This is a genomic window from Streptococcus oralis (assembly GCF_001075675.1).
Taxonomy (GTDB): Bacteria; Bacillota; Bacilli; order Lactobacillales; family Streptococcaceae; genus Streptococcus; species Streptococcus oralis_V.
The window spans coordinates 19,463-43,020 of sequence record NZ_JUNW01000056.1 but is presented as its reverse complement, the minus strand read 5'-3'; the positions used below and the strand labels follow the sequence as shown (position 1 = coordinate 43,020).

Genomic DNA, 23,558 nt, shown 5'->3' with positions numbered 1-23,558 from the left:
CTAGTTCCCACTTTAAGGGAATTAGAGAGTTTTTAATTAGGAAATAATGTCATCCAGCTTTGTTAAAAATGCTTGCGTTTTTGCCTCTATATCTTCTGCCTGCATCAAATCACGTACTACAGCTACACCAGCTATACCAGTTGCAGCAAGTTGGTCAATATTCTCTGATGTCAATCCTCCGATAGCAACTACTGGAATGGCGACCGTTTGGCAAATGGTTTTCAAGGTTGAAATCAGGGTGATAGGTGCATTTTCTTTGGTCCTAGTTGGGAAAATGGCTCCTGTTCCCAAGTAATCCGCACCTCCTTCTTCTGCTTCGAGGGCTCTTTTTACTGTTTTAGCTGTGACACCGAGGATTTTTTTAGGTCCCAAGACTTTGCGGGCAACCGAAACTGGTAGTTCATCGTCGCCTATATGCAACCCAGCAGCATCAACCGCGAGACAAACATCCAAACGATCATCGATAATCAAGGGTACTTGATAGGCATCTGTTATTTCCTTGACTTGTTTTGCCAGCTGATAGTATTGGTTGGTAGTGAGATTTTTTTCTCGTAGCTGGATGATGGTAACACCTGAACGGCAGGCTGTCTCAACTTTTTCAAGAAAGCTTTCCAAGGAATCTTGGTAGCGATTGGTGACCAGATATAGTCTGAGTGCTTTTCTATTCATAAATATCTCCTTTGATGGCTTCTAGCCAATCTTCATCTCTTTTTAGGAGAGAGAGTTGATTGAGAACTTGGTAACGAAAATCTTCCAATCCCATTCCTTGAACAATTATTCTCTCAGCAGCGATATTGAGATAAGAAACTGCTAGGCAAGAAGCTTCAAATGCAGTCTTTCCTTGGCTGAGAAAAACAGCTGTCAAGGCTCCAACCAAGTCTCCTGTCCCTGTTATCCAGTCTAATTCTGCACAGCCATTTCCCAATACAGCAACTTGATTTTCTGAAACGATGAGATCCTTGGGACCCGTGACTAAGAATGACATACCAGGATAAAGCTGACACCAGTCTTTCAAGATTTGAAGCAAATCCTCAGTTTCTTGATCTTTAGCACTAGCATCGACCCCGACTCCGTGGTGCTTTAAACCAACAAGACTTCGAATTTCCGATATGTTTCCTTTAAGGACTGTGGGCTTGTATCCTAAAAGATCTCTGACTAGTCCCTTACGAATGGGGGAAGCCGCAACTCCAACCGCATCTACTACCATTGGGAGACAAGCTTGGTCTGCATAAGAAGCAGCCATGCGGATTGCTTTCTCCTTCTCAACTGACAAATGCCCCAGATTGATGAAGAGAGCTTGGCTTTGTTTGGTAAAATCAAGGACCTCACGGGGATCATCTGCCATGACAGGTTTAGATCCCAGAGCCAAAATGCCATTGGCCAGCATCTCACAAGAAATCTCATTGGTGATGCAGTGAATCAAGGAACTGGTTGCCAGAGGGAAAGGATTTGTCAATTTCTGCATCATTCTATCCTTTCTCCAAAGAAATATCCCTGCACTTTTTTAAAGAATTCCTGCTTGATTAAAAACCGAAAGGCGAGGAAAGCTATGGCTGTACCGATCAAGGTTGCTCCAAAAAATCGAGGAGTGTAGATAAACCAGCTAAGCTTGGCCGCAGATCCTGTAAAAAGAACCATGACAGGATAGGAAACAATGGAACCGATAATACCTGTTCCCAAGATTTCTCCTAGGGCAGAATAGTGAAATTTTCGACCATACTTATAAAAGAGACCTGCAAGGAGGGCTCCAAAAGTCGCTCCTGTGAGGGCCAAAGGAGGAATCCCCTGAGTTGACATACGGATAAAGGCTGTCACTGTAGCCATGACCAAGGCATAAACAGGTCCCATCAAGATCCCTGCAAGGATATTGACTACACTAGACATCGGTGCCATTCCCTCAATTCGAAAGATGGGTGTAAGAACTACGTCTAGGGCAATCATCATAGATAAAATGGTTAATTTGTGAACTTGTAGTTGGTGGTTTCTCATTTTCTATTTCTTCTCTTTTTCTAAGGACTGCAAATCACTCGTCCAGGTTTGATGTTGGTAAGCCATCTCCCAAAACTTAGCTTCCATGTGGACACTTCGGTGGAAGGCCTCTAGCATTTTTTGTTTGTCTGTCTCGTCACTTTCGCGATAGAGCTGATTGACCAGGGCTTCTTCCTCTTTAATCTGCTGTTCTAACTCATCGGTGATATAGGTCTCAATCCACTGCTGATAAAGAGGATTCGGGGATGGTTTGCGATTAAGTGCCTTGCCCAAATCATGGTATAACCACGGACATGGGAGCAAACTAGCAAAAGCAATGCCCAAGTTTGGCTCTGCAAATTGTCGATAAATATGAGAAATGTAATGATAACAGGTTGGAGCAATCGGTTGCTCCTCCATTTCCTGGTCACTGATTCCCAATTCCTTGAAAAATTGTTGACGGATAAATAATTCACCCTCCACTAGACTCTGAGCATTTTGTTTCAAGAGTCTTTTCATCTCTTGGTTTGAAGTCTTATCAGCCAAGAGGTGATAGGCTTCTGAAAAAGACTTCAGATAGTAGGCATCCTGAATCAGGTAATAGCGGAAAATTGCAGGTTCTAAATTTCCCTCTTGTAACTGTAATACAAATGGGTGATGAAAGGAAGCCTGCCAAGCTTCCTTGGATAATTCCATCGCAATATCTGTGAATTCCATAATAACTCCTTTATAGAAATAAACTGGTTTGAAGCAATAAAAAGAAAAGTAGGTAAATCAATGTTGTCCTTTGAGGAATATAAAAGGTTCGATAGTTATTCTCCAACTGTGCATGCTCGTCATACCCATGCGCAGATAGAGCTCTCAGGTAGAGATGGCGCCACCTAAAGACTGTCATCAGAACCTTACTGTAAATCAGGGGAGACCAAACATGCAATTCTTGACCACGTAGTAGGCAAGCTTCCTTGAGAGACTTGATTTCCTGCTGAATGAGTGGAAAGGAATTGAATACCACAATTAAGGCATAAGCCCAAGAACGCGATAACCCCTTTTGAGCCAAGTACAATAAAAGCTCTTTTAAGGAAATACTGGAAACAAAGACAAGGCCGATACAAACCGTCACAAAAGCTCTCGTCCCAAGTATCACTGCCTGCGAAGCATCCCCATGTAACTGAACTGCCCAATAGTTAGCGACAGATGGCAAAATGGCGAGCATGATCATCCAAGCCAATATTTTAAATCGACGGTAATAGAGTAAAAAGAATATGCAAAATGCGACTACCGAAAGATTAAGACTAATCGAAGGAATGAAAGATGTTTCCAAGGATAAAATTAGAAAGAAGAAACTGATAACCGGTGTCTTGGTTGCTACTTTGATCATACTACCTCACCTCCCCTAGAGCATCATTTTTCAGAGATGGGAGAGGTTTGCTGATGGTCACTTCTTGAAGATGACTGAGGCCCTCACTAGTCATCTTTGTCCAATAATCAACCACAGAAATCAAAGGATCTAAACGATGGCTAATGATCAAAAAACTTCTTCCCTGATTTCTATCCTCCAACATCCACTGACAAAAGTAGTCGCAGGCTCTATCATCCAAACCAGCAAATGGCTCATCTAGCAAGATCACAGAAGCCTTGCTGGTCAAGATGGTCAATAGCTGAAGAATCTTTTGCTGGCCACCACTTAATTGATAGGGACTCTTATCGAGTGCCTGCTCCAAATTAAAAAATTGTAAAGCTCGGAGAATTCGCTGATTTCTTTCAGAGTCTGGACTATCTAATTGTAGTTCCTCTCTCAGACTGCCTCGGATAAACTGCTTCTCAGCTTCCTGAACAACACCCGTCAGATCACGATACAAACTCTTTTTCTTTTTCAGGATTGTCCCCTTCCAAGTAATTCGCCCCTTATACTTTTGAAATTGAAGAATAGACCGAAAGAGGGTTGATTTCCCGACACCATTGTCACCCAAGATACAGGAAATTCCTTGGTAGAATGTAAAATCCGCAATTGAAAAGAGGGGGCGATGATCCAGCTTACAAGTCGTTCTGTCCATATGAAATAGTTCTTGGCTAGAAGCAACTTCCTTTGAAGCAACCTGTATCATCTCAGAGGTTGGGATTTGAAACACTTCTCTTAGTTGTCCCTCTCTCAGCTCCACCATATGGTCAATATAGGCTTCATAGTCTGATAAATCATGGTCACACAGGATGACTGTCTTCCCATCAAGAGCCAACTCTTTTAGAATCTCCAATATCTCGATTCTGCTCTTGCGGTCAATGGAAGCAAAGGGTTCATCCAAGAGATAGACCCTAGGATTCATAGCAAAGAGAACAGCTAGCGCAGCCTTTTGCTTTTCCCCACCTGATAGGTGATGAATGGGACGGTGGAAGATTGGCTCGCAACGACATTGCCGAACCACCTCTGCTATTTTAGCATCAATCTCTTGAAGGGGATGGCCGATATTCTCCAGGGTAAAAATCAGCTCCTCAAACAAGTTCTCCATGGTAAATTGATGATTGGGATTTTGAAAGAGAATGCCAACTGTCTGGACACGTTCGACGATAGAAAGCTGACTGACCTCGCTCCCATCTATCAGGACTTGACCACTATAGGGAAGAGAACTGACTTGGGCAATCATTTGAAAGAGACTCGATTTTCCTGAACCACTACTCCCAACTAATAAGGTAAAAGCTTGCCCATGAAAAGTAAAATCAAGCGGTTCCGAAAAGATTGGGGACTGAATCTCCCGTAATTCCAGCCCCATCTATGCCTTTCCTCCAGCTGCAAACTGATGATAGAGTTTGACAATGGCACGAACCAAGATGGTACAGAAGAAAAAGACGGAAATAAAACGTACCACCAGCAAGGAAAGGACAAAAGGAAGGGAGAAGGCATAGTAACCTAATTTAATGTATTCATAGACAAAGCTAAAAAGGGTAATCCCAATACTATTAGCAGTTAGAGAGAGCCAACTTTCATAACGATTCTTGGTCACAATAAAACCAAATTCACTTCCCAACCCTTGAACCAAACCAGACAAAAGGGCACCTAGACCGAATTGGCTACCATAAAGGACTTCAGCAAGCGCAGCTAGCACTTCTCCAATCGTTGCGCTTCCGATTCTTGGAACAAATATAGCCGCAATGGGCGCAGCCATACACCAGAGACCAAAGAGGATTTCATTGGCAAAGGCCTGCAAACCAAGAGGGGCCAAGATTAGGGTGAGGATATCAAACAGATAGCCTGAACCCACAAAAACGCCACCAAAAAAGATAGACAAGAAAGCAAGTAAGATAACATCTTTTAATTGCCATTTTTTCAACATAAAAAACTCCTTTTTTTAAAGAAAAGTGGGGCATTCAAGGAGAGCTACCAAAAGGCTTGCCGTCAAGCCTATCCTCTTTTGATAAACAAAAAAACTCCAATTACAAACGAGAATTAGAGTTTAGCTTACAAGATTAGACAGTCCTTTTCGACATACGAAAAAAACCTTTTCACATTTCCCTTCGCCAGTCTTAACTGTATCAGGTTCAATGGGTATCATCTCAGCCTAAAGCACCCCAAATGTCTTTATTATTTAATTACTGGACCAGTATAACAGAATTTGAAAGCCCTAGCAAGATATTTGACTGGAAAATATATTTATATAGTTTGTTTGTTAATTCTTTTAATCTACATAAAAGGATTGAATTTATCCTATAATTCATAACCGATATCAAAAAAGGCTAATTCTAAAGCAACTGCTTGATTCCAGCGTTGCTGAAGTTCTGTCAAATCTTCTCGATTTTTCCCGACACGATTGAGTTCGTCAACCAGAAATTGAACCCACTCTGTAAAGAAAGGACCTCTGTGGAGATTGACCCATTCTAAATGAATATAGGCTTCAGGTAGAGGCAAATCTTTAGAACCCCAGTCTAAATAGAGACCTTCTGCAATGACCAGCATGACCAAAAGATGAGCATAGTCTGATGAAGCCACAGCAGAATACATTAGCTCCTGAAACGCTTTTGTTACAGGGTGCAAGGTCACTTCTAGATAGTCATTCTCTGCTACTTTTAACTCTTTGAAGGCCTTTTGGAAATAACCATCTTCATCTGCTTCAAGAAAGCCTAGTTGCTTGGCAAAACGAAGTTTGGATTCAAGCTGGTCTGCGTGAGCTACACAGGCACCCAGCATGGATAAGAAAGCATCAAAGAAATGATAATCTTGAATCAGGTAGTCTTTTAAGACCTTATTCTCAATTGTCCCCGCAAAAAGTTCCTTGACAAAACGATGATTGATTGCAGCCTGCCAATCCTTCTGACTGCCTTTTAATAATTCTCCAACGGTCAAACCCGGCTGAAATGCATAGTCTTGTGTTTCCATATTTATTTTTCCTTTCTTTACTCCTTAGTAATCAATAAAATATCAAGAGATACCAAGCAAAATCGTAATTCCACTTGATACTTTTAAAGAACATCGAGGGCATTTGCAGAGAGCTACCTAAACAAGCCTATCCAGTTTGTATAAACAAAAAAACTCCAATTACAAACGAGAATTAGAGTTTACCTTACAAGATTAGACAGTTCTTTTCGACATACAAAAAAAACCTTTTCACATTTCCCTTCGCCAGTATTAACTGTATCAGGTTCAATGGGTATCATCTCAGCCTAAGGCACCCCAAATGTCTTTATTATTTTATTACTGGACCAGTATAGCAAAAAATAAAAGCCCTAGCAAGATATTTGACCGAAAAATATATTTATATAGTTTCTAATAACGATTTAATCTTTCTATACACGAAGAAAAACCTCCACATAAGGTGGAGGCCGTCTTCTTTATCAATACAATTTTAAGTCACGAGGGTCAACTGGGAAGGTTGGATTGTATGGGTTGTGACGGAGTTTGAAGTGTTTGACATCCTCAATAGTCTGAGTTCCAGATAATTGCATGACTGTCTTCAATTCTGCATTCAAGTGCTCAAAGACTTGACGCACACCAACGCTACCACCGAGAGCCAAACCATAGATCACAGGGCGGCCAATAGCTACCAAGTCTGCTCCTGAAGCCAAAGCTTTAAAGACGTGCTGACCACGACGAACACCAGAGTCAAAGACAATTGGCACACGTTTATCAACTGCTTCTGCCACTTCTTGAAGCGAGTCAAAGGATGCTGGTCCACCGTCGATTTGGCGGCCACCGTGGTTGGTTACCCAGATACCAGAAGCACCAGCAGCGAGTGAACGTTCAACGTCCTCACGGCATTGTGGCCCCTTGACATAGACAGGAAGACCTGAGTATGCAGCGATGAATTCTACATCACGTGGAGACAAGCGTTGTTTGGCTGACTTGTAAACAAAGTCCATTGATTTTCCAGCACCTTCTGGCAGGTATTCCTCAACAATCGGCATGCCAACTGGGAAGACAAAACCATTGCGCTTATCGACCTCACGATTCCCCCCTACAGTTGCATCCGCCGTCAAGACAATCGCTTTGTAGCCTTCAGCCTTCACACGGTCCATGATATGGCGGTTAATCCCGTCATCCTTACTAAAGTAAAATTGGAACCAATGAGGTGTCCCTTGAAGAGCTTCCGTAATTTCTGGAAGGTCAACGGTAGAGTAAGAGCTGGTTGTATAAAGAGAACCAAATTGATGCACACCACGCGCAGTAGCTACTTCCCCCTGCTCATTTGCCAATTTATGAGCTGCAACTGGTGCCATAATGATGGGTGAAGATAATTTTTCACCTGCAAATTCAATCTCTGTACTTGGATTTTCAACATCACAAAGCGTATGAGGAACAATAAGTTTGTGGTTAAAGGCACGGATGTTCTCGCGTAAAGTGAAAGTATCCTCTGCTCCACTAGCGATATAACCAAAGGCAGCTTTAGGAATGACTTGTTGGGCCATTGGCTCCAAATCATAAGTGTTAATAAAATCTACAGGTCCTTCTGCATTGCTTGTTTTATATGACATAAAGTGTCCTCCTTATTAAGTAAGCGTTTACTTTTTCTTACATTAACTATCTTACCTCTTTTTCAGAATCCTTTCAAAAATTTTGTCTGAAAATTTCAAATTACAGACATGATAAATATTTTCTATCATTGTGATAAAAAATTCATATTATCCAAACATGCCCTTTAGTGCTACAATAGCTATATTATTCCTAGATGGGAGGTTCTATTTTGGATTGGTCCATTGTTGAACAATATTTACCGCTCTATCAAAAGGCATTCTTTCTGACCCTACATATCGCAGTTTGGGGAATTTTGGGTTCTTTTCTTGTTGGTCTAATCGTTAGTGTCATTCGGCATTATCGCGTTCCTATCTTTTCACAGTTAGCAACAGCCTACATCGAATTGTCAAGAAACACGCCCCTTTTGATTCAGCTCTTCTTCCTCTACTTCGGGCTTCCCCGAATAGGGTTTGTTCTTTCTTCAGAAGTCTGTGCAACAGTCGGGCTAGTCTTTTTAGGTGGCTCCTACATGGCTGAATCTTTCAGAAGCGGACTGGAAGCAGTCAGTCAAACCCAGCACGAGATTGGTCTAGCCATTGGTCTAACGCCTGTACAGGTCTTTCGCTATGTGGTTCTTCCGCAAGCGACTGCGGTAGCCCTACCGTCCTTTAGTGCCAATGTCATTTTTCTCATCAAAGAAACCTCTGTCTTCTCTGCCGTAGCCTTAGCCGATCTCATGTACGTCGCCAAGGACTTGATTGGACTCTATTATGAGACAGACATTGCACTGGCCATGTTGGTAGTTGCTTATCTGATCATGCTGTTACCCATTTCTCTAGTCTTTAGCTGGATAGAAAGGAGGCTCCGCCATGCAGGATTCGGGAATGCAAGTATTCTTTCAGGGGAATAATCTCCTGCGAATTCTACAGGGATTGGGTGTTACGATTGGAATTTCCATTCTCTCTGTCCTTCTATCAATGATTTTCGGAACAGTCATGGGAATCATCATGACCACCCATTCTAGAGTTATTCGTTTTTTAACACGCTTTTATCTGGAATTTATCCGTATCATGCCCCAGCTGGTACTACTTTTCATCGTTTATTTCGGCTTAGCTCGAAACTTTAATATCAACATCTCAGGCGAGACTTCGGCTATTATTGTTTTTACCCTCTGGGGAACAGCTGAAATGGGAGACTTGGTTCGTGGGGCCATTACTTCCCTCCCTAAACATCAGTTTGAAAGCGGACAGGCTCTGGGCTTGACCAACTTCCAACTTTACTATCACATTATCATTCCACAGGTCTTGAGAAGACTGCTGCCACAAGCTATCAATCTTGTCACTCGGATGATCAAAACGACTTCCTTGGTTGTCTTGATTGGGGTTGTGGAAGTTACCAAGGTTGGACAACAAATCATTGACAGCAATCGCTTGACCATCCCAACCGCTTCCTTTTGGATTTATGGAACCATTCTGGTCCTGTATTTCGCAGTCTGTTTTCCTATTTCCAAACTATCCACTCACTTAGAAAAACATTGGAGGAACTAAATGTCTGAAACTATTTTAGAAATCAAGGACCTAAAAAAATCCTTTGGAGACAATCCTATCCTCCAAGGTCTATCCTTGCAAATCAAAAAAGGGGAGGTTGTGGTTATTCTTGGGCCATCTGGTTGCGGAAAAAGCACTCTCCTTCGTTGCCTCAATGGCTTAGAAACCATACAAGGTGGAGATATTCTTCTGGATGGCCAGTCCATTATTAGCAACCAGAAAAACTTTCACCTGGTTCGTCAAAAGATTGGCATGGTCTTTCAAAGTTATGAACTCTTTCCTCACCTAGATGTCCTTCAAAACCTCATCCTAGGCCCTATCAAAGCTCAGGGACGAGACAAGAAAGAAGTAACGGAGGAAGCTTTGCAACTACTGGAACGTGTCGGATTGCTCGATAAAAAAGACAGTTTTGCTCGCCAATTATCTGGGGGACAGAAACAACGAGTGGCGATTATCCGTGCCCTTCTCATGCATCCAGAAATTATCCTCTTTGACGAAGTGACGGCTTCACTGGATCCAGAAATGGTGCGTGAAGTTCTGGAACTCATCAATGACTTGGCTCAAGAAGGGCGCACCATGATTCTGGTAACCCACGAAATGCAGTTTGCCCAAGCTATTGCAGATCGGATAATCTTTCTCGACCAAGGGAAAATCGCTGAAGAAGGAACAGCTCAGGAATTCTTCACTAATCCACAAACCAAACGAGCACAGGAATTTTTAAACGTCTTTGACTTTAGCCAGTTCGGCTCATATCTATAAAGGAGATTTTTATGAAACTACTCAAACCAATTCTAACTGTTTTTGCTCTAGCCTTTGCACTTATCTTTGTCACAGCTTGTAGCTCAGGTGGAAGCTCTGATGCTTCATCAGGAAAAACAACCGCCAAGGCCCGCACTATCGACGAAATCAAAAAAAGCGGTGAGCTTCGAATCGCGGTATTTGGAGACAAAAAACCATTTGGTTATGTTGACAACGACGGTTCTTACCAAGGATACGATATTGAACTCGGGAACCAACTGGCACAAGACCTTGGTGTAAAGGTTAAATACGTCTCTGTTGATGCTGCCAACCGTGCGGAATACTTGATTTCAAACAAGGTGGATATCACACTTGCCAACTTCACAGTTACTGACGAACGAAAGAAACAAGTTGACTTTGCCCTTCCTTATATGAAAGTTTCACTTGGTGTCGTGTCACCAAAAGATAAAGTCATAAAAGACGTCAAAGAATTAGAAGGCAAAACCTTGATTGTTACAAAGGGAACGACTGCTGAAACTTATTTTGAGAAAAATCACCCAGAAGTAAAACTCCAAAAATACGACCAATACAGCGATGCCTACCAAGCCCTTCTTGACGGACGTGGAGATGCCTTCTCTACTGACAATACCGAAGTCCTAGCGTGGGCTCTCGAAAATAAAGGATTTGAAGTAGGAATTTCTTCCCTCGGTGACCCAGATACCATCGCACCAGCAGTTCAAAAGGGGAATCAAGAACTTCTTGACTACATCAACCAAGAAATTGAAAAACTTGGTAAAGAAAACTTCTTCCACAAGGCTTACGAAAAGACACTTCACCCAACCTACGGTGACGCTGCTAAAGCAGATGATCTAGTTGTTGAAGGTGGAAAAGTCGACTAATACTCTTCGAAAATAAACAGAAATCAGGTAATCCTAGTGACTACCTGATTTTCATTGAGTATTAGGCATCTTGCCAATTTTCTTGGTCTTCTTTAAAGCGTTTTAGGAGGTCGAGTCCTTCTGGTGTGATGTATCCTTCTTCTTGGGCTAGGTGGATTAGTTCACTGTAGTTAGAAAGCGTCACAAGTTTGACACCAGCATCTGCAAAATTCTTATCTGCTTTTGGCAATTGATAACTGAAAATCGCTACAACTCCAAGAACATCGGCTCCTTCGCGTTTAGCTGCTGCTACAGCTTCAAGAACAGACCCACCAGTTGAAATCAAATCTTCAACCACTACCATCTTTTGACCTTGTGCTACGCGACCTTCGATTTGGTTACCAGCTCCGTGGTCTTTTGGTTTGCTGCGAATGTAGGCAAAAGGCAAGTTCATCTTGTCAGCGATGATAGCTCCGTGAGGAATTCCTGCTGTCGCAGTTCCTGCAATCACTTCTACTTCTGGAAATTCTGCTTTAATAGCTTCCACAAAACCATTTTCAATCAAGCTACGAGTCTCTGGATAGGCTAACGTCACACGGTTGTCAGTATAAATCGGCGATTTGATACCAGATGCCCAAGTGAAAGGTTCCTCTGGTTTGAGGTAAACGGCTTGGATTTTCAAGAGGTGGCTAGCGATATCTTTAGCAAGTGTCATAGTATTCTCCTTTGTTTTTATAATCTATTTCTTTCATTTCAGCCTTGGTTCCATTCATCCTTGATAGCATGATAAGCTGCAACAGGATCCTCAGCTTGGGTAATAGGACGTCCCACTACGATATAGTCACTACCGATTTGGTAGGCGTCCGCTGGTGTCATGACGCGTTTTTGGTCTCCAACCGCAGCGCCCGCTGGACGAATTCCCGGTGTCAGACAGATAAAATCTGGATTAGTGGCCTGCTTGATGAGTTGCACTTCCTGAGCTGAGCAAACGACACCATCCAAGCCCGCTTCAGCTGTCTTCTTGGCATAGTGAATCACAGACTCTTGCAGGCTGGTTTGGATATTTTGAAAATCCTGCATCTGGCTTTCCGACGTTGAGGTAAGCTGGGTCACAGCGATCAATTTTGCTTGTGTCCCCAGACCTTCACGCGCAGCCTTCATCATCTCCACACCACCAGCTGCATGAACGTTAGTCATGTCTACACCAAGCTGAGACAAGACCCTCATAGCAGATTTGACTGTATTGGGAATGTCATGTAGCTTGAGGTCCAGAAAGACACTATGCCCCAGTAACTTCAAATAACGGACAACTTCTGGACCTTCCGCATAATAAAGCTCCATCCCTACTTTTAGATAAAGACTTTCTTCTGCTGGGAAAAGAGATAAAAATTCCTTGACTGCCTCAAAACTAGGAAAATCAAGAGCAATAACTGGACGATGTTCACGCATACCTTTCTCCTTTTACCTTTGTAAGCTAGAGAGCATGAAAAAAGGAACCTGCCAACAGCAAGGTTCCACGAAAAATGGGTAGTCTCCACCCTTTCACCGTCTAACCTTAGCTGCCTCTCTGGACTGCTTTAAAGGTTTTTTTCTATTCTATTATTTATACTAGGACTTGTCAAGCAAAAACTCGAAACTAGACTTCTATACCATTCAAAATCAAGAGGAAAAATTGGTCTAACGACTCTGTGATTGCTGGCTCGTTTGGCTTTGATTTCCTTGTTCTTCTTGTTTTTTCTTTTCTTCTTCCTGTTTTTTCTTCTCAGCTTCCTTGGCCTCTTGCTTGGCTTTTTCTTCTGCTTCTTCTATCAGCTTATCCGCTATAGTATAGCTGTATACTCCAGCTTCCATATCGACTACACTCGGTTCTGACAATTGTGGCTTGATTTTGCTGTAATAAGGCAATTTCTTGCTCAATTCTGACAAGGGAACCAAAACCTCATCTGTATCCAGCATAGTAATTTTTAAAAGATCTGCTGTTGCCTTGCTTGGCGCTAATTCGATTTTCTGGATTTGACTCTTGATATCCTCACTGATGGTAGACAATCCCGTTATCAGCTCTTTCACCTGCTGCTCATCGTTAAAGGTAACTGTCAGATAAGTCTCAGGCAAGTTTAAGCGATCAACAGGAGTTGACTCTACTGTACCACTAGACAGAATAGGATAATGTTCTTCACCAGACACATAATAACCGACAATATCGAATTCCTTGACCTCAATCGTAAAGTTAGTCGGAAATTGATAGTTAATCTTCGCTGATTCTATCCAATGATTGGACTTGATTCGCTCAGCGTATGTTTCCTTATCCAACAATAGAGCTAAAGTATAGTCGCTATCTTGAATTCCAGAAGCCTGTTTGATATCATCCGCCTGAGTGTTACTATTTCCCTTAACCTCGATATTTTTGATGGTCGACAGTGGAGTCAATAGATAGACTGAAAGAAGGAGGACCAGGACACTGGGTACCAAGATACTCACAGCTCGCCAAATATGAACAGGCGCAATTTTAGGCTTGGCAGGTTTTTCTGGTTTCTCTTTTTTCTTCTTCTCTTTTTTCTCTTTGACTTTCCGGTCACCCTTTTGAGATTTTTCTTCTTTTTCGGATGGTTCCTTGCTTGGACTTGAGGCTTCCTCATCTAACTCACTCGATGATTTCTTGGATTCCTCCAGTAGTTTCGAGTTGGCTTCCTTACGAGCTTGTTTTTCCTTTTCCTTCTCTTCAGCTAGGGCAGCTTCTTCCTCAGCCTTCTTCTTCAGGTATTCCTGGTTTCGTTTCTGCCATTCAGACAATTCTTGCTTCTGGTTTGATTCTTTTTTCTTATCCTTTGACATTGATATTCCTTATGCTAGGTCTTTTCTTAGTAGATCGTAAAAATCTGCAAGAGATTTCAATTCAGTCGAAGCTTTCATGCTAGCTTGGTATTGGTCCTTGTGACTAAGCAAGTGACTGAGTTTCTCCTCTAAGCTTTCCAAGGTCAGGTCACTTTCTTGAAGTTCTTCTGCGTAGCCTTTCTTAACAAAGTAGGCTGCATTTTCAATCTGATCTCCTCGACTTGCTTCACGACCCAATGGTACGATGAGATGGAGTTTCGCCATGGCCAAGAGTTCAAAAATCGTATTAGCACCGCCACGCGTTACCACCACATCTGCCATCTCCATCAAGGGTTGATAGAGATCCGTCACATAATCAACACGAAAGAGATTTTGACTCAACTCATTTAGGCTAGAATCTCCAGTGAGATTGATAATATTGTAGCGTTCGGTCAGTTCTTGCTTATGATCAGTCACCAATTGGTTAAATACACGAGCTCCTGCAGAACCACCAACAAACAATACCGTTGGCAATTTAGGATTAAAGTGGGTTTGGATATCCACCAACTCGTCTGGTTCTGGCGTCTCTTGACCTGTTACCTTTGTCACTGCTCCCACATGCTCGACTTTTGCGAGACCAGCAGCTTGCTCAAAGGTTGAATACATCTTAGTCGCAAATTTATAGGCGATTTTATTGGCCAAGCCCATAGACAGGTCCGATTCGTGAATAAAGACAGGCACTCCTGACACTCGCGCTGCGATAACCGGCGGTACAGAGACAAATCCTCCCTTAGAAAAAAGAGCCTGTGGACGCAGTCGTAACATGATAAAGAGGGATTGAACAATTCCCCAACCAACTTTGAAGACATCCAGCATATTTTGCCAAGAGAAATAGCGACGCAACTTCCCAGTCGCAATGGAATGGAAGGTTACATTCAAGCCTGACTTGAGGATTTCTTGGTGTTCGATCCCGTGTTTATCACCAATATAGTGAACTTCCCAGCCGTCTTCGATGAACTTGGGCATTAACAAAAGATTGAGGGTGACATGTCCAACCGTTCCCCCACCTGTAAAGACAATTTTTTTCATATTATTCCTTTAACTCCGCTACTGTGTCGATGAAAAGATCTCCACGTACTTCAAAGTTAGCATACATATCCCAGCTAGCATTGGCAGGACTGAGGAGAACCACATCTCCTTGTGTCGCAAGCTCATAAGCCTTGCGGGTCGCATCAGCAATATCTGTCGCATCTACATAAGCCACATCAGCCTTATCCGCTGCCCGTTTGACACGTTCTGCAGATTGACCGAGGATAACCATCTTCTTGAGCCCAATAATATCTGGAACCAATTCATCAAACTCATTGCCGCGGTCCAAACCCCCTGCGATTAAGATAACCTTACTATTGTCAAATCCTGACAAGGCTTTTTGAGTAGCCAAGATATTGGTTGACTTACTATCGTTATAGAATTTGACACCCTGAATTTCATCCACAAATTGGAGACGGTGTTTGACACCTCCAAAGGCTGATAGAGTTTCCTTGATGGTTTGGTTATCTACACCACGGAGCTTGGCTACAGCAATAGTCGCAAGGGCATTTTCTACATTGTGGCTACCTGGAACACCGATTTCACTAGCTGCCATGACCACTTCCCCACGGAAGTAGAGTTGACCATCTTCCAGATAAGCTCCATCAACCTTTTCCTGTGTTGAAAATGGTACAACAGTAGCTTGTGTTTTGGTAGCCAATTCTTTTGCCAAATCTTGGTTAAAGTTCAATACAAGGAAATCATCCGCTGTCATCTTGTTCTGGATATTCCACTTAGCTGCCACATACTCCTCAAAAGAACCATGATAGTCGATATGAGTGGGCATGAGGTTGGTAATAACCGCAATCTCAGGATGGAATTCTTGAACACCCATCAGTTGGAAAGAAGAAAGTTCCATGACGAGCGTGTCCTTGGCTGTCGCAGTTTGAGCCACTTGACTAGCAGGATAGCCGATGTTCCCTGACAAAAGACCGCGTTGACCAGCAGCAGTTAAAACTTCCCCAATCATCGTCGTTGTGGTTGTTTTCCCATTTGAACCCGTGATACCGATAATTGGCGCTTCTGAGATTAAATAAGCCAATTCCACCTCAGTCAAGACTGGAATCCCCTTTGCCAATGCTTTTTCAATCATGGGATTGCTATAAGGAATCCCTGGATTTTTCACCATCAGAGCGAAATCTTCATCCAAGAGCTCCAAAGGATGCCCACCAGTGACAACCTTGATTCCCTCTTCTAGCAAGCTTTGAGCAGCAGGATTCTCCTCAAAAGGCTTGCCGTCATTTACTGTCACAATAGCACCCAGCTTGTCCAACAAACGGGCCGCAGACTCACCAGACTTAGCCAAACCTAAAACAAGGACTTTCTTATTTTTAAATTGATCGATTACTTTCATGTCTCAAACTCCATTTCTACTCCTACTATTTTACCATTTTTATGGAAATAAAAAAGCCACAAAGTGTATTTGTGACTCTTTCTTCTAACTGAATCTTGCCATATCATCTATGTGATAAATCAGTAACTCGAATAACTTGGTCCACTTGTTCCCAAATCAGAGGATTGTGGGTCGCAATAATAATCGTTCGATTCGGATTTTTTAAAGATTCTAGGATAGAAAGTAATTCCTCAGAGTTTTTGGGGTCTAAGGAAGCGGTTGGTTCATCTGCGAGAATCAAAGGTGGATCCTTTAAAATTATCTTCGCTAGTGCAACACGTTGTGCTTCTCCTCCTGATAATTCAAAGATAGGTTGCTTTAAATCTAAATAAGAGAGGCTAACACGGTTTAGAGCTTGTTTCATCAAAGAGATTTTCTCTTTTTCTTTCAACTTATTACCAACTAAACCCAGATTGAGATTCTCTTTGACAGTTTGACTTTCAATTAAGCCAAAATCTTGAAATAAGTATCCTAAGTAATCTCTAAAGAAAACAGAAGGCTTGATGTCCTTAAGAGAAGTGCCATCATAGATAATTTCTCCATTGTCATATGGCTCTAATCGTCCAATCATATTCAAGAGGGTTGTCTTACCACAGCCACTTATACCGATTAAGGCATAAATTTTCCCACCTTCAAATTGAAGATTAGTATCTGAAAATAGCTGACGGCTTCCAAATTTTTTAGATATATTCTTTAGTTCAATCATCCTATTTTCCTTTCATAATGGTCATAGAAACACGAGATTCTTTCTGTGCTTGACGGTAGAGAGTCAGTATAGCACTAACGAGGAAGATCGATAAAGTTACCAATCCAATCACCACATCCCGACTACGCCAAATAAAGAGACTCGCACCGAATACAAAACTAGCAAATTGACTAATCATATACTGAGCGTGCGTTTCAAAAAATCGCAAACCAGAAATTCGTTTAATCAAAATCTCACGACGGAATTGTTCAAAATAAAGAAGATTCACAGAATAAAAGAGAAGCAAAGAACTCGCGATTCCAATAATAGCTCCTAAAATAAGGGTTAGAGTTTGTGTTTGAACCTCATAGTAACGTGCGAGGTAAACACTTCGTCCCTCCTTGAGGTAGGATACTTGATCATAAATTCCTGCATTTTTCAAGAGTTTAATCCCATCTTCATATCCTTTGACAAAGATATTCTTACCAGCATTGATAGACCAACTAGATAAGGATGTAAAACTATCACCTGTAGAAGTCGGCGTGAATACCACTAAAATCGGATCCGTCAAATACTGAGTGGATACGGGGTTCTCACCGTTATTATAAACAAATCGCTTTTCTCCCATTGAAAGATAACTAACGTGCGCTTTCATCTCATAATCCAAAGGAGCACTTGCCTCCTCACCAGATTTTCCATAATAACTCATGCTTTCTTCAAAGATTTTTTTTAGTTCTGCTTCTTGAGAGCGCAAATGTTCTGGGAGCAAGAGGACAAACTCACCTTTTTGGAGATGGGCTAACTTCTGTTTGGTCTCAGCATCTACCACGACCTTTTCCTTCTCCAAATAACTAGGACTAACATAGAGCGTATTAGCATCTGGACTATAGGTATCCAGTGTCTCTCCCTGTTCATTTTTTCCTTTTGGATTGGCAAAATGGAGCAGATTATCCTTTACATAAAGAGCTTGTTCTTCTTCGATTGCTTCCTTGGCAAAGGCATACCACTTGCTCTGATTTTCTGTATCTTCTACTCTATCACCTAAGCCAAAAGAAATTTGATAATAATCTGCTCGGTCTTCCCAAGCTTGCTTGGATAGTTGGAGTTCCTGTAAACGCTGGTAAGAAGTCAAGCCAGTCTTGACTGCATAACCTACTGTAAAGACAGCAACCAACTGACATAACAAGGTCAAGGTCATCAAGCGTTTGAGGGGCAAACGTCCTTTTAACACAGGAACCAAAGCCTTGTAGCTCAAGCTCATCAAGTAGAGCAGGCTCAGTACTAGCGAAATTCCCAATAAAAAGAGAAGATAAAGCCCCACTCCGATACTAAAGGCTGCTAAAAGAACGGGATAAAAGAGCCCTTGTCCGAGGAGGACAGCACCTCCCACTATAAGGGATAAAACCCCAGCTAAGCAAAGCCACTTGACATCATCGTATAAGGCGCTTCCTATGATGGACAAGAGGGTCTGTCCTGAAAAGAGCTGGATCCCTGCAGCCCGCATCTCCTTAATCCGAGTGATAATCACCATGGCAAAGAAAGCTAATCCAAATATAGCTAAACTAATCAACAACAACGGATTTAAAGCAATCCAAAAAGCTAGACGATACGGAGGAGTTTTGCGGTCTGCAATCGCTTTATAACCTAAATCATCTAATTTTGCAGCTAATTTTTCCTTGGTCAATGAACCAGACAAGAGAAGGTAACTATTGAGAGGATCGCTCCGTTCTCGGCTTTCTTGGCTAGCCGCTTGAAACTCTTTTGGCAAGCCTCCCTGACCATAAGTCGCATAGGTGAAGTTGGTCCTTCCATCCTTACTCGGCTCTACTATCCGTCTGGCAATCAAACTCTGCTCCGAGCTTGCAAACTTCTCCAACTCTCGCTCAAACTCCTCACGAGTCGGCTCTTGTGCCCCATTTTTAACACGTAGCAAGGTAACGGAGTCATAACTAGTATAGAGATACTGAGGGGCACGTAAGATAATAATCCAAATGAAGAAGCAACTGAGAAAAATAGTAGACAAGCAAATAAATAGTTTCTTCATAGTAGACTCCTTGTGGTGAAAATTGATTTCAGGAGGTAAGATTTCAGAGTATGAAATCGGTTTCTATTTATCGCAAATATATCACCATTATGATAAATTGTCAATAGATTTTGGCAAAATATACTTATATTTTTTGGACTAACTTTCTAAACTTCTATAACAATATAGAGCTCTTAAAATGTGGAAAAAAACTCACTTGAACAAAATATTTTTAGGTTTATTCCTTTTTGCAAGAAACGGAATCTTAGACTTTCCGTTGTGATAAAAATGCCTGAAAACAATAGATTTCAGGCATTCGGAAACTTTGAGACTATAGGCTCAAAGTTTAGGTATAGAATTTCGAAGAAAGTCGCTACCGTCCGTAATCACCTAAGGAAAGTCTTAAAAATCTTATTTTAAATCGAAAAAGAGAGCCACAGCTCTCTTTCTCTTTATCTTCTTCTGCTCTTTTTTTCAGACATGAGCGTAATGTCTCTCAAGCTAAAGTAGGCTAGAGCCAACATGGCGATTGTGACAAAGAATTCTGTCGGTAATTGGAAGATTTGCAAGATGGACAACATCAGCAAAATCAAGAGTGCAACAACTACAAAGACCAAGATAACGATGTTGACTGTTCCTTTGATACTTTGGGGTGTCGCAAATACATAGAGTAGTAATAAGAGTATCCCTATGATTAAATAGACCATCTTTATCTCTTTCTAGCTCTTATTCAGCTGATTTTTTCTTCTTGTTAGCTTTCTCACGCTCTGCCTTGTTGAGGATTTGCTTACGCAAACGGATTGACTCAGGCGTTACTTCCATGTACTCATCGTCGTTCAAGAACTCAAGAGACTCTTCAAGGGTCAAGATACGAGGTGTCTTGATAACCGCTGTTTGGTCCTTGGTTGCAGAACGAACGTTGGTCATTTGTTTGGCCTTAGTGATGTTAACTGTCAAGTCATTCTCACGAGAGTTTTCACCAATGATCATTCCTTCGTAAACCTCAGTACCTGGATTGACAAAGATGGTTCCGCGTTCTTCAATCGACATGATTGAGTAAGTTGTTGCCTTACCAGCATCGATGGAAACGAGGGCACCACGGTGACGTCCACCAATTTCACCCGGAATCAATGGTAAGTATTGGTCGAAAGTATGGTTCATGATACCGTAACCACGAGTCATTGACAAGAACTCAGTTGAGTATCCGATCAAACCACGCGCTGGAACAAGGAAGACCAAACGAGTTTGACCATTACCAGTTGAAATCATATCCAACATTTCACCCTTACGTTCAGAAAGGCTTTGGATAACAGAACCTTGGTATTCTTCTGGAGTATCGATTTGAACACGTTCAAATGGCTCACATTTAACACCGTCAATTTCTTTTATGATAACTTCTGGACGAGATACTTGAAGCTCATAGCCTTCACGACGCATGGTTTCAATCAGGATTGACAAGTGCAATTCTCCACGACCTGAAACAGTCCATTTATCTGGTGAATCCGTTGGGTCAACACGAAGGGAAACGTCTGTTTGCAATTCTGCCTGCAAGCGTTCTTCTACCTTACGAGAAGTTACCCATTTACCTTCTTTACCAGCAAATGGTGAGTTGTTGACCAAGAAAGTCATTTGAAGCGTTGGCTCATCAATGTGTAGGATTGGAAGAGCTTCAACTGCGTCTGTCGGAGTAATGGTTTCACCGACAAAGATGTCTTCCATACCTGAAACGGCAATCAAATCACCTGCTTTTGCTTCTTGGATTTCACGACGTTCCAAACCAAAGAAACCGAAGAGTTTTGTTACACGGAAGTTCTTCGTTGTACCATCTAGTTTAGAAAGGGTAACTTGGTCCCCAACCTTAACAGTACCACGGAAGACACGACCGATACCGATACGTCCAACGAAGTCATTGTAGTCCAAAAGTGACACTTGGAATTGCAAAGGCTCATCTGAGTTGTCTACTGGAGCTGGGATGTGGTCGATAATGGTGTCAAAGATTGGTGCCATCGTAGCTTCTTGGTCAGCTGGATCATCTGACAATGAAGATGTTCCGTTGATAGCTGAAGCATACACCACTGGGAAATCAAGCTGGTCATCATCTGCACCAAGCTCGATGAAAAGTTCCAAGACTTCGTCCACTACTTCTGCTGGACGAGCTGATGGTTTATCGATTTTGTTGACAACCACGATTGGAACAAGGTTTTGTTCCAAGGCTTTTTTCAATACGAAACGAGTTTGTGGCATGGTTCCTTCGTAGGCATCCACGACCAAGACAACACCGTCAACCATTTTCATGATACGCTCAACTTCTCCACCGAAGTCCGCGTGTCCTGGTGTATCCATGATATTGATACGAGTTCCGTTGTAGGCAACGGCAGTGTTTTTCGCAAGGATGGTTATTCCACGCTCTTTCTCGATATCGTTTGAGTCCATAGCGCGCTCTGCCAATTCAGTACGTGCATCAAGCGTTTCTGATTGTTTCAATAATTCGTCAACGAGGGTTGTTTTACCGTGGTCAACGTGGGCGATAATCGCAATGTTACGGATATCTTCTCTTAATTTTGTCATGATTTCCTCTAATATTTAAATTTTTATTTCTAACTGAACAATTATACCACAGTCTCATTCAAAAATCACAGTTCAGCTAAGTGTAAATGTTTTCACTCTGCTTTTCTAGTCAAGGCAACTCTTTTCAAAGTCAGAGACTTATGATAAGATAAGCTGGTATGCGTTTAGATAGATTATTAGCCCAAGAAAAGGTCAGTCGCAAGGCTATGAAACAGGCTCTATTAAAAAAAGAAATCCTAGTAGACGATTGTCCAGCCAGCTCCCTGGCTCAAAATGTCGACACTGGGTTGCAGAAATTAGTCTTTCAAGGACGGCAAATCCAAGGCTACGAGCACACCTACCTCATGCTTCATAAGCCAAACGGAGTCGTTACAGCTAGCAAGGATAAGAAACTGCCAACCATCATGGACCTACTCCCACCTGACATCCAGTCTGACCAGCTCTATGCTATCGGCAGATTAGACCGCGATACGACGGGACTGCTGCTTTTAACAGACAATGGACCTCTTGGCTTTCAGCTCCTTCATCCCCAGTACCATGTCGATAAATCCTATCAAGTGGTAGTAAACGGACCGCTCACGTCAGACCATATCCAAAAATTCAAAGATGGGATTGTCTTTTTAGATGGGACCACTTGTAAACCTGCTCAGCTAGAAATTCTAGACATAAGCCCAACAGAGAGCCATGCCTCTATTACCATCTCAGAAGGAAAATTTCATCAAGTTAAAAAAATGTTCCTCTCAGTTGGTGTCAAGGTGACTGCCCTAAAACGCGTCCAATTCGGTGACTTTACATTAGACCCAGAACTAGCAAAAGGGCAATTCCGCCCCTTGAATCCAGAGGAATTGGAAATCATAAAAAACTACTTAGAGATGAGTCGATAAAATAAAAAAGCTTTAAATTTAAAGCTTTTTTATTTTTTGCTTATCTAAAAAATACTGCGACAGCTACAATTCTAAAAAATACTGCGACAGCTACAATCCAGTTAAGTACAGAAACCACAAGTCCAATGATATTCAGAATTTTTCTGTTTTATAGTCTAGTCCAGATTCTTTTTGGTATGAAAAAGCCAAGACCAATCCTATGATCCCCAAAATCAGACCTACTATTGGAAATAGCAAACCAAGGACGATAGATAAGATACCTAAAATAAGTGAAGTTTTTTCTTTTGTTGTGAATTCATATTATAAAATCTCCTTAAATTTAATATAAATGATGATACCTTAAGATACTAGCTTTATCTACCATTCGACAGATTTTAATAGAATGTTAACTCGTCTTCACTTTCCCTTTCCAAGAATCTAGTCCATAAGAAAGAATATAAATCTCAGAGAAACCTTGTTTTTTCAAATAAAGTGCTGCATTGGTCACTCGTTGTCCACGTTGATTTTCGTAGAGAAGGACAGGTTTATCCTTGCGAAGGGCTGCAAGGCTTGACTTCAACTGATTTGAAGGAATATTGCGAGCTCCGAGGATATGTTTTCTGTGAAATTCTGCTGGTTCACGGACATCAATCAATTGCCCTTTTCGAATCAAGGCTTCAAATTCTGCATTATCCACTATCTTAGCCGCACGACGAATACGAAGGTAGTTATACCCCATCCATGCCGCCATCGCTAGTACGATTCCCCACAAAACCCAAATTGTCATAAGTTCTTATCTCCATTTTTCTCTATGTAGTCTAATTCTATCTTGTGCTCTCTACGAAGAACAGCTTCCGCTTCTAGGTAATCTAGCTTGTCCATGAGACCTGCATCATAAATCCGAGAGAGTTCGAGCTTCATCAGTTCAATATCATACAAACGCTTCCCCATGTAAACAATAATGCCAAATTGTTTGAGAAATTGCTGCACATCATAGAATGTTTTCATAGCTTCCATTCTAACAGATTTTAGACTTTTTTTCAATACTGGACCGGTT

At 41.8% G+C, this 23,558-nt stretch carries 25 protein-coding genes, 1 pseudogene and 2 riboswitches; of the genes and pseudogenes, 5 read left to right on the top strand and 21 right to left on the bottom strand.

What is annotated here, in order from left to right:
- Positions 1-36: 36 nt before the first annotated feature.
- The 9 genes from thiE to lctO all read right to left on the bottom strand — a co-directional run bounded on the left by thiE (position 37) and on the right by lctO (position 7,926).
- Positions 37-669, bottom strand: coding sequence for a thiamine phosphate synthase (gene thiE / locus ADM50_RS08875; protein WP_049485388.1), 633 nt, complete (start codon positions 667-669; stop codon positions 37-39).
- Positions 662-1,465, bottom strand: a complete 804-nt coding sequence (thiM, locus tag ADM50_RS08870) for a hydroxyethylthiazole kinase (RefSeq protein ID WP_049485420.1) — start codon at positions 1,463-1,465, stop codon at positions 662-664. The genes thiE and thiM overlap by 8 nt, the downstream gene beginning before the upstream one ends.
- Positions 1,465-1,989, bottom strand: coding sequence for an energy coupling factor transporter S component ThiW (thiW, locus tag ADM50_RS08865; RefSeq protein WP_049485387.1), 525 nt, complete (start codon positions 1,987-1,989; stop codon positions 1,465-1,467). The genes thiM and thiW overlap by 1 nt, the downstream gene beginning before the upstream one ends.
- Positions 1,990-1,992: 3 nt before the next feature.
- Entirely contained in the window at positions 1,993-2,685 is a 693-nt protein-coding gene (tenA, locus tag ADM50_RS08860; RefSeq protein WP_049485386.1) for a thiaminase II, read from the bottom strand.
- A 10-nt stretch (positions 2,686-2,695) separates the two neighbouring features.
- Entirely contained in the window at positions 2,696-3,346 is a 651-nt protein-coding gene (locus tag ADM50_RS08855; protein WP_049485385.1) for an energy-coupling factor transporter transmembrane component T, read from the bottom strand.
- A gap of 1 nt (position 3,347) precedes the next feature.
- The gene (locus ADM50_RS08850; RefSeq protein WP_049485384.1) at positions 3,348-4,733 is read right to left on the bottom strand and encodes an ATP-binding cassette domain-containing protein; all 1,386 of its coding nucleotides are present in this window, start codon (positions 4,731-4,733) and stop codon (positions 3,348-3,350) included.
- Positions 4,734-5,294 (bottom strand): ECF transporter S component, encoded by a 561-nt coding sequence (locus tag ADM50_RS08845; protein WP_000915263.1) that lies wholly within the window; start codon positions 5,292-5,294, stop codon positions 4,734-4,736. It lies immediately after the preceding gene.
- A 159-nt stretch (positions 5,295-5,453) separates the two neighbouring features.
- Positions 5,454-5,542: riboswitch (TPP riboswitch) on the bottom strand.
- 123 nt (positions 5,543-5,665) lie between these two features.
- A complete protein-coding gene (locus ADM50_RS08840) occupies positions 5,666-6,334 on the bottom strand; it encodes a TenA family protein (RefSeq protein WP_049485383.1) in 669 nt (222 codons plus the stop codon).
- Between the two features lie 218 nt (positions 6,335-6,552).
- Positions 6,553-6,641, bottom strand: a riboswitch (TPP riboswitch).
- Between the two features lie 148 nt (positions 6,642-6,789).
- On the bottom strand, positions 6,790-7,926 hold the full coding sequence (gene lctO, locus ADM50_RS08835) for an L-lactate oxidase (protein ID WP_049485382.1): 1,137 nt from the start codon (positions 7,924-7,926) through the stop codon (positions 6,790-6,792).
- Positions 7,927-8,135: 209 nt separating this feature from the next.
- Between lctO and ADM50_RS08830 the strand changes: the two genes are divergently transcribed.
- Genes ADM50_RS08830 through ADM50_RS08815 form a run of 4 tightly spaced genes read left to right on the top strand, consistent with a single transcriptional unit; the run spans position 8,136 to position 11,090 of the window.
- Complete coding sequence (locus ADM50_RS08830) at positions 8,136-8,816, top strand: amino acid ABC transporter permease (protein WP_049485381.1); 681 nt, start codon at positions 8,136-8,138, stop codon at positions 8,814-8,816.
- Positions 8,776-9,453, top strand: a complete 678-nt coding sequence (locus ADM50_RS08825) for an amino acid ABC transporter permease (protein ID WP_049485380.1) — start codon at positions 8,776-8,778, stop codon at positions 9,451-9,453. Before ADM50_RS08830 ends, ADM50_RS08825 begins: the two co-directional genes overlap by 41 nt.
- Positions 9,454-10,212 carry an amino acid ABC transporter ATP-binding protein gene (locus ADM50_RS08820; protein WP_049485379.1) on the top strand — a complete coding sequence of 253 codons (759 nt, stop codon included), beginning with the start codon at positions 9,454-9,456 and terminating at the stop codon, positions 10,210-10,212. It abuts the gene before it with no gap.
- Positions 10,213-10,223: 11 nt separating this feature from the next.
- The gene (locus ADM50_RS08815; RefSeq protein ID WP_049485378.1) at positions 10,224-11,090 is read left to right on the top strand and encodes a cysteine ABC transporter substrate-binding protein; all 867 of its coding nucleotides are present in this window, start codon (positions 10,224-10,226) and stop codon (positions 11,088-11,090) included.
- A 61-nt stretch (positions 11,091-11,151) separates the two neighbouring features.
- Here the strand turns inward: ADM50_RS08815 and pyrE are convergent, their stop codons facing one another.
- From pyrE to typA, 9 genes are all read right to left on the bottom strand, one after another.
- Entirely contained in the window at positions 11,152-11,784 is a 633-nt protein-coding gene (gene pyrE / locus ADM50_RS08810) for an orotate phosphoribosyltransferase (RefSeq protein ID WP_049485377.1), read from the bottom strand.
- Between the two features lie 38 nt (positions 11,785-11,822).
- Positions 11,823-12,518, bottom strand: coding sequence for an orotidine-5'-phosphate decarboxylase (pyrF, locus tag ADM50_RS08805; protein WP_049485376.1), 696 nt, complete (start codon positions 12,516-12,518; stop codon positions 11,823-11,825).
- A 228-nt stretch (positions 12,519-12,746) separates the two neighbouring features.
- On the bottom strand, positions 12,747-13,901 hold the full coding sequence (locus ADM50_RS08800) for a cell division protein FtsQ/DivIB (protein WP_049485375.1): 1,155 nt from the start codon (positions 13,899-13,901) through the stop codon (positions 12,747-12,749).
- A gap of 9 nt (positions 13,902-13,910) precedes the next feature.
- Positions 13,911-14,969 carry a UDP-N-acetylglucosamine--N-acetylmuramyl-(pentapeptide) pyrophosphoryl-undecaprenol N-acetylglucosamine transferase gene (locus ADM50_RS08795; RefSeq protein WP_049485374.1) on the bottom strand — a complete coding sequence of 353 codons (1,059 nt, stop codon included), beginning with the start codon at positions 14,967-14,969 and terminating at the stop codon, positions 13,911-13,913.
- A 1-nt stretch (position 14,970) separates the two neighbouring features.
- Positions 14,971-16,323 carry a UDP-N-acetylmuramoyl-L-alanine--D-glutamate ligase gene (gene murD, locus ADM50_RS08790; protein WP_049485373.1) on the bottom strand — a complete coding sequence of 451 codons (1,353 nt, stop codon included), beginning with the start codon at positions 16,321-16,323 and terminating at the stop codon, positions 14,971-14,973.
- 103 nt (positions 16,324-16,426) lie between these two features.
- Entirely contained in the window at positions 16,427-17,068 is a 642-nt protein-coding gene (locus ADM50_RS08785) for an ABC transporter ATP-binding protein (RefSeq protein ID WP_049485372.1), read from the bottom strand.
- A 1-nt stretch (position 17,069) separates the two neighbouring features.
- On the bottom strand, positions 17,070-19,091 hold the full coding sequence (locus tag ADM50_RS08780) for a bacteriocin-associated integral membrane family protein (RefSeq protein WP_049485371.1): 2,022 nt from the start codon (positions 19,089-19,091) through the stop codon (positions 17,070-17,072).
- Positions 19,092-19,522: 431 nt separating this feature from the next.
- Positions 19,523-19,777 carry a DUF3165 family protein gene (locus ADM50_RS08775; protein WP_000262663.1) on the bottom strand — a complete coding sequence of 85 codons (255 nt, stop codon included), beginning with the start codon at positions 19,775-19,777 and terminating at the stop codon, positions 19,523-19,525.
- A 19-nt stretch (positions 19,778-19,796) separates the two neighbouring features.
- Positions 19,797-21,638 carry a translational GTPase TypA gene (typA, locus tag ADM50_RS08770; protein ID WP_049477927.1) on the bottom strand — a complete coding sequence of 614 codons (1,842 nt, stop codon included), beginning with the start codon at positions 21,636-21,638 and terminating at the stop codon, positions 19,797-19,799.
- A gap of 158 nt (positions 21,639-21,796) precedes the next feature.
- Here typA and ADM50_RS08765 point away from each other — a divergent pair, with 158 nt between their 5' ends.
- On the top strand, positions 21,797-22,522 hold the full coding sequence (locus tag ADM50_RS08765; RefSeq protein WP_049485370.1) for a 16S rRNA pseudouridine(516) synthase: 726 nt from the start codon (positions 21,797-21,799) through the stop codon (positions 22,520-22,522).
- 40 nt (positions 22,523-22,562) lie between these two features.
- Here the strand turns inward: ADM50_RS08765 and ADM50_RS09740 are convergent.
- The 3 genes and pseudogenes from ADM50_RS09740 to ADM50_RS08750 form a co-directional block, all read right to left on the bottom strand.
- Positions 22,563-22,821, bottom strand: a pseudogene (locus ADM50_RS09740) (DUF4190 domain-containing protein).
- 86 nt (positions 22,822-22,907) lie between these two features.
- Positions 22,908-23,288, bottom strand: a complete 381-nt coding sequence (locus tag ADM50_RS08755; RefSeq protein WP_049485369.1) for a rhodanese-like domain-containing protein — start codon at positions 23,286-23,288, stop codon at positions 22,908-22,910.
- Positions 23,285-23,518: a YqgQ family protein gene (locus ADM50_RS08750; protein WP_044135604.1), complete on the bottom strand. Its 234-nt coding sequence runs from the start codon at positions 23,516-23,518 to the stop codon at positions 23,285-23,287. The genes ADM50_RS08755 and ADM50_RS08750 overlap by 4 nt, the downstream gene beginning before the upstream one ends.
- Positions 23,519-23,558: the final 40 nt, after the last annotated feature.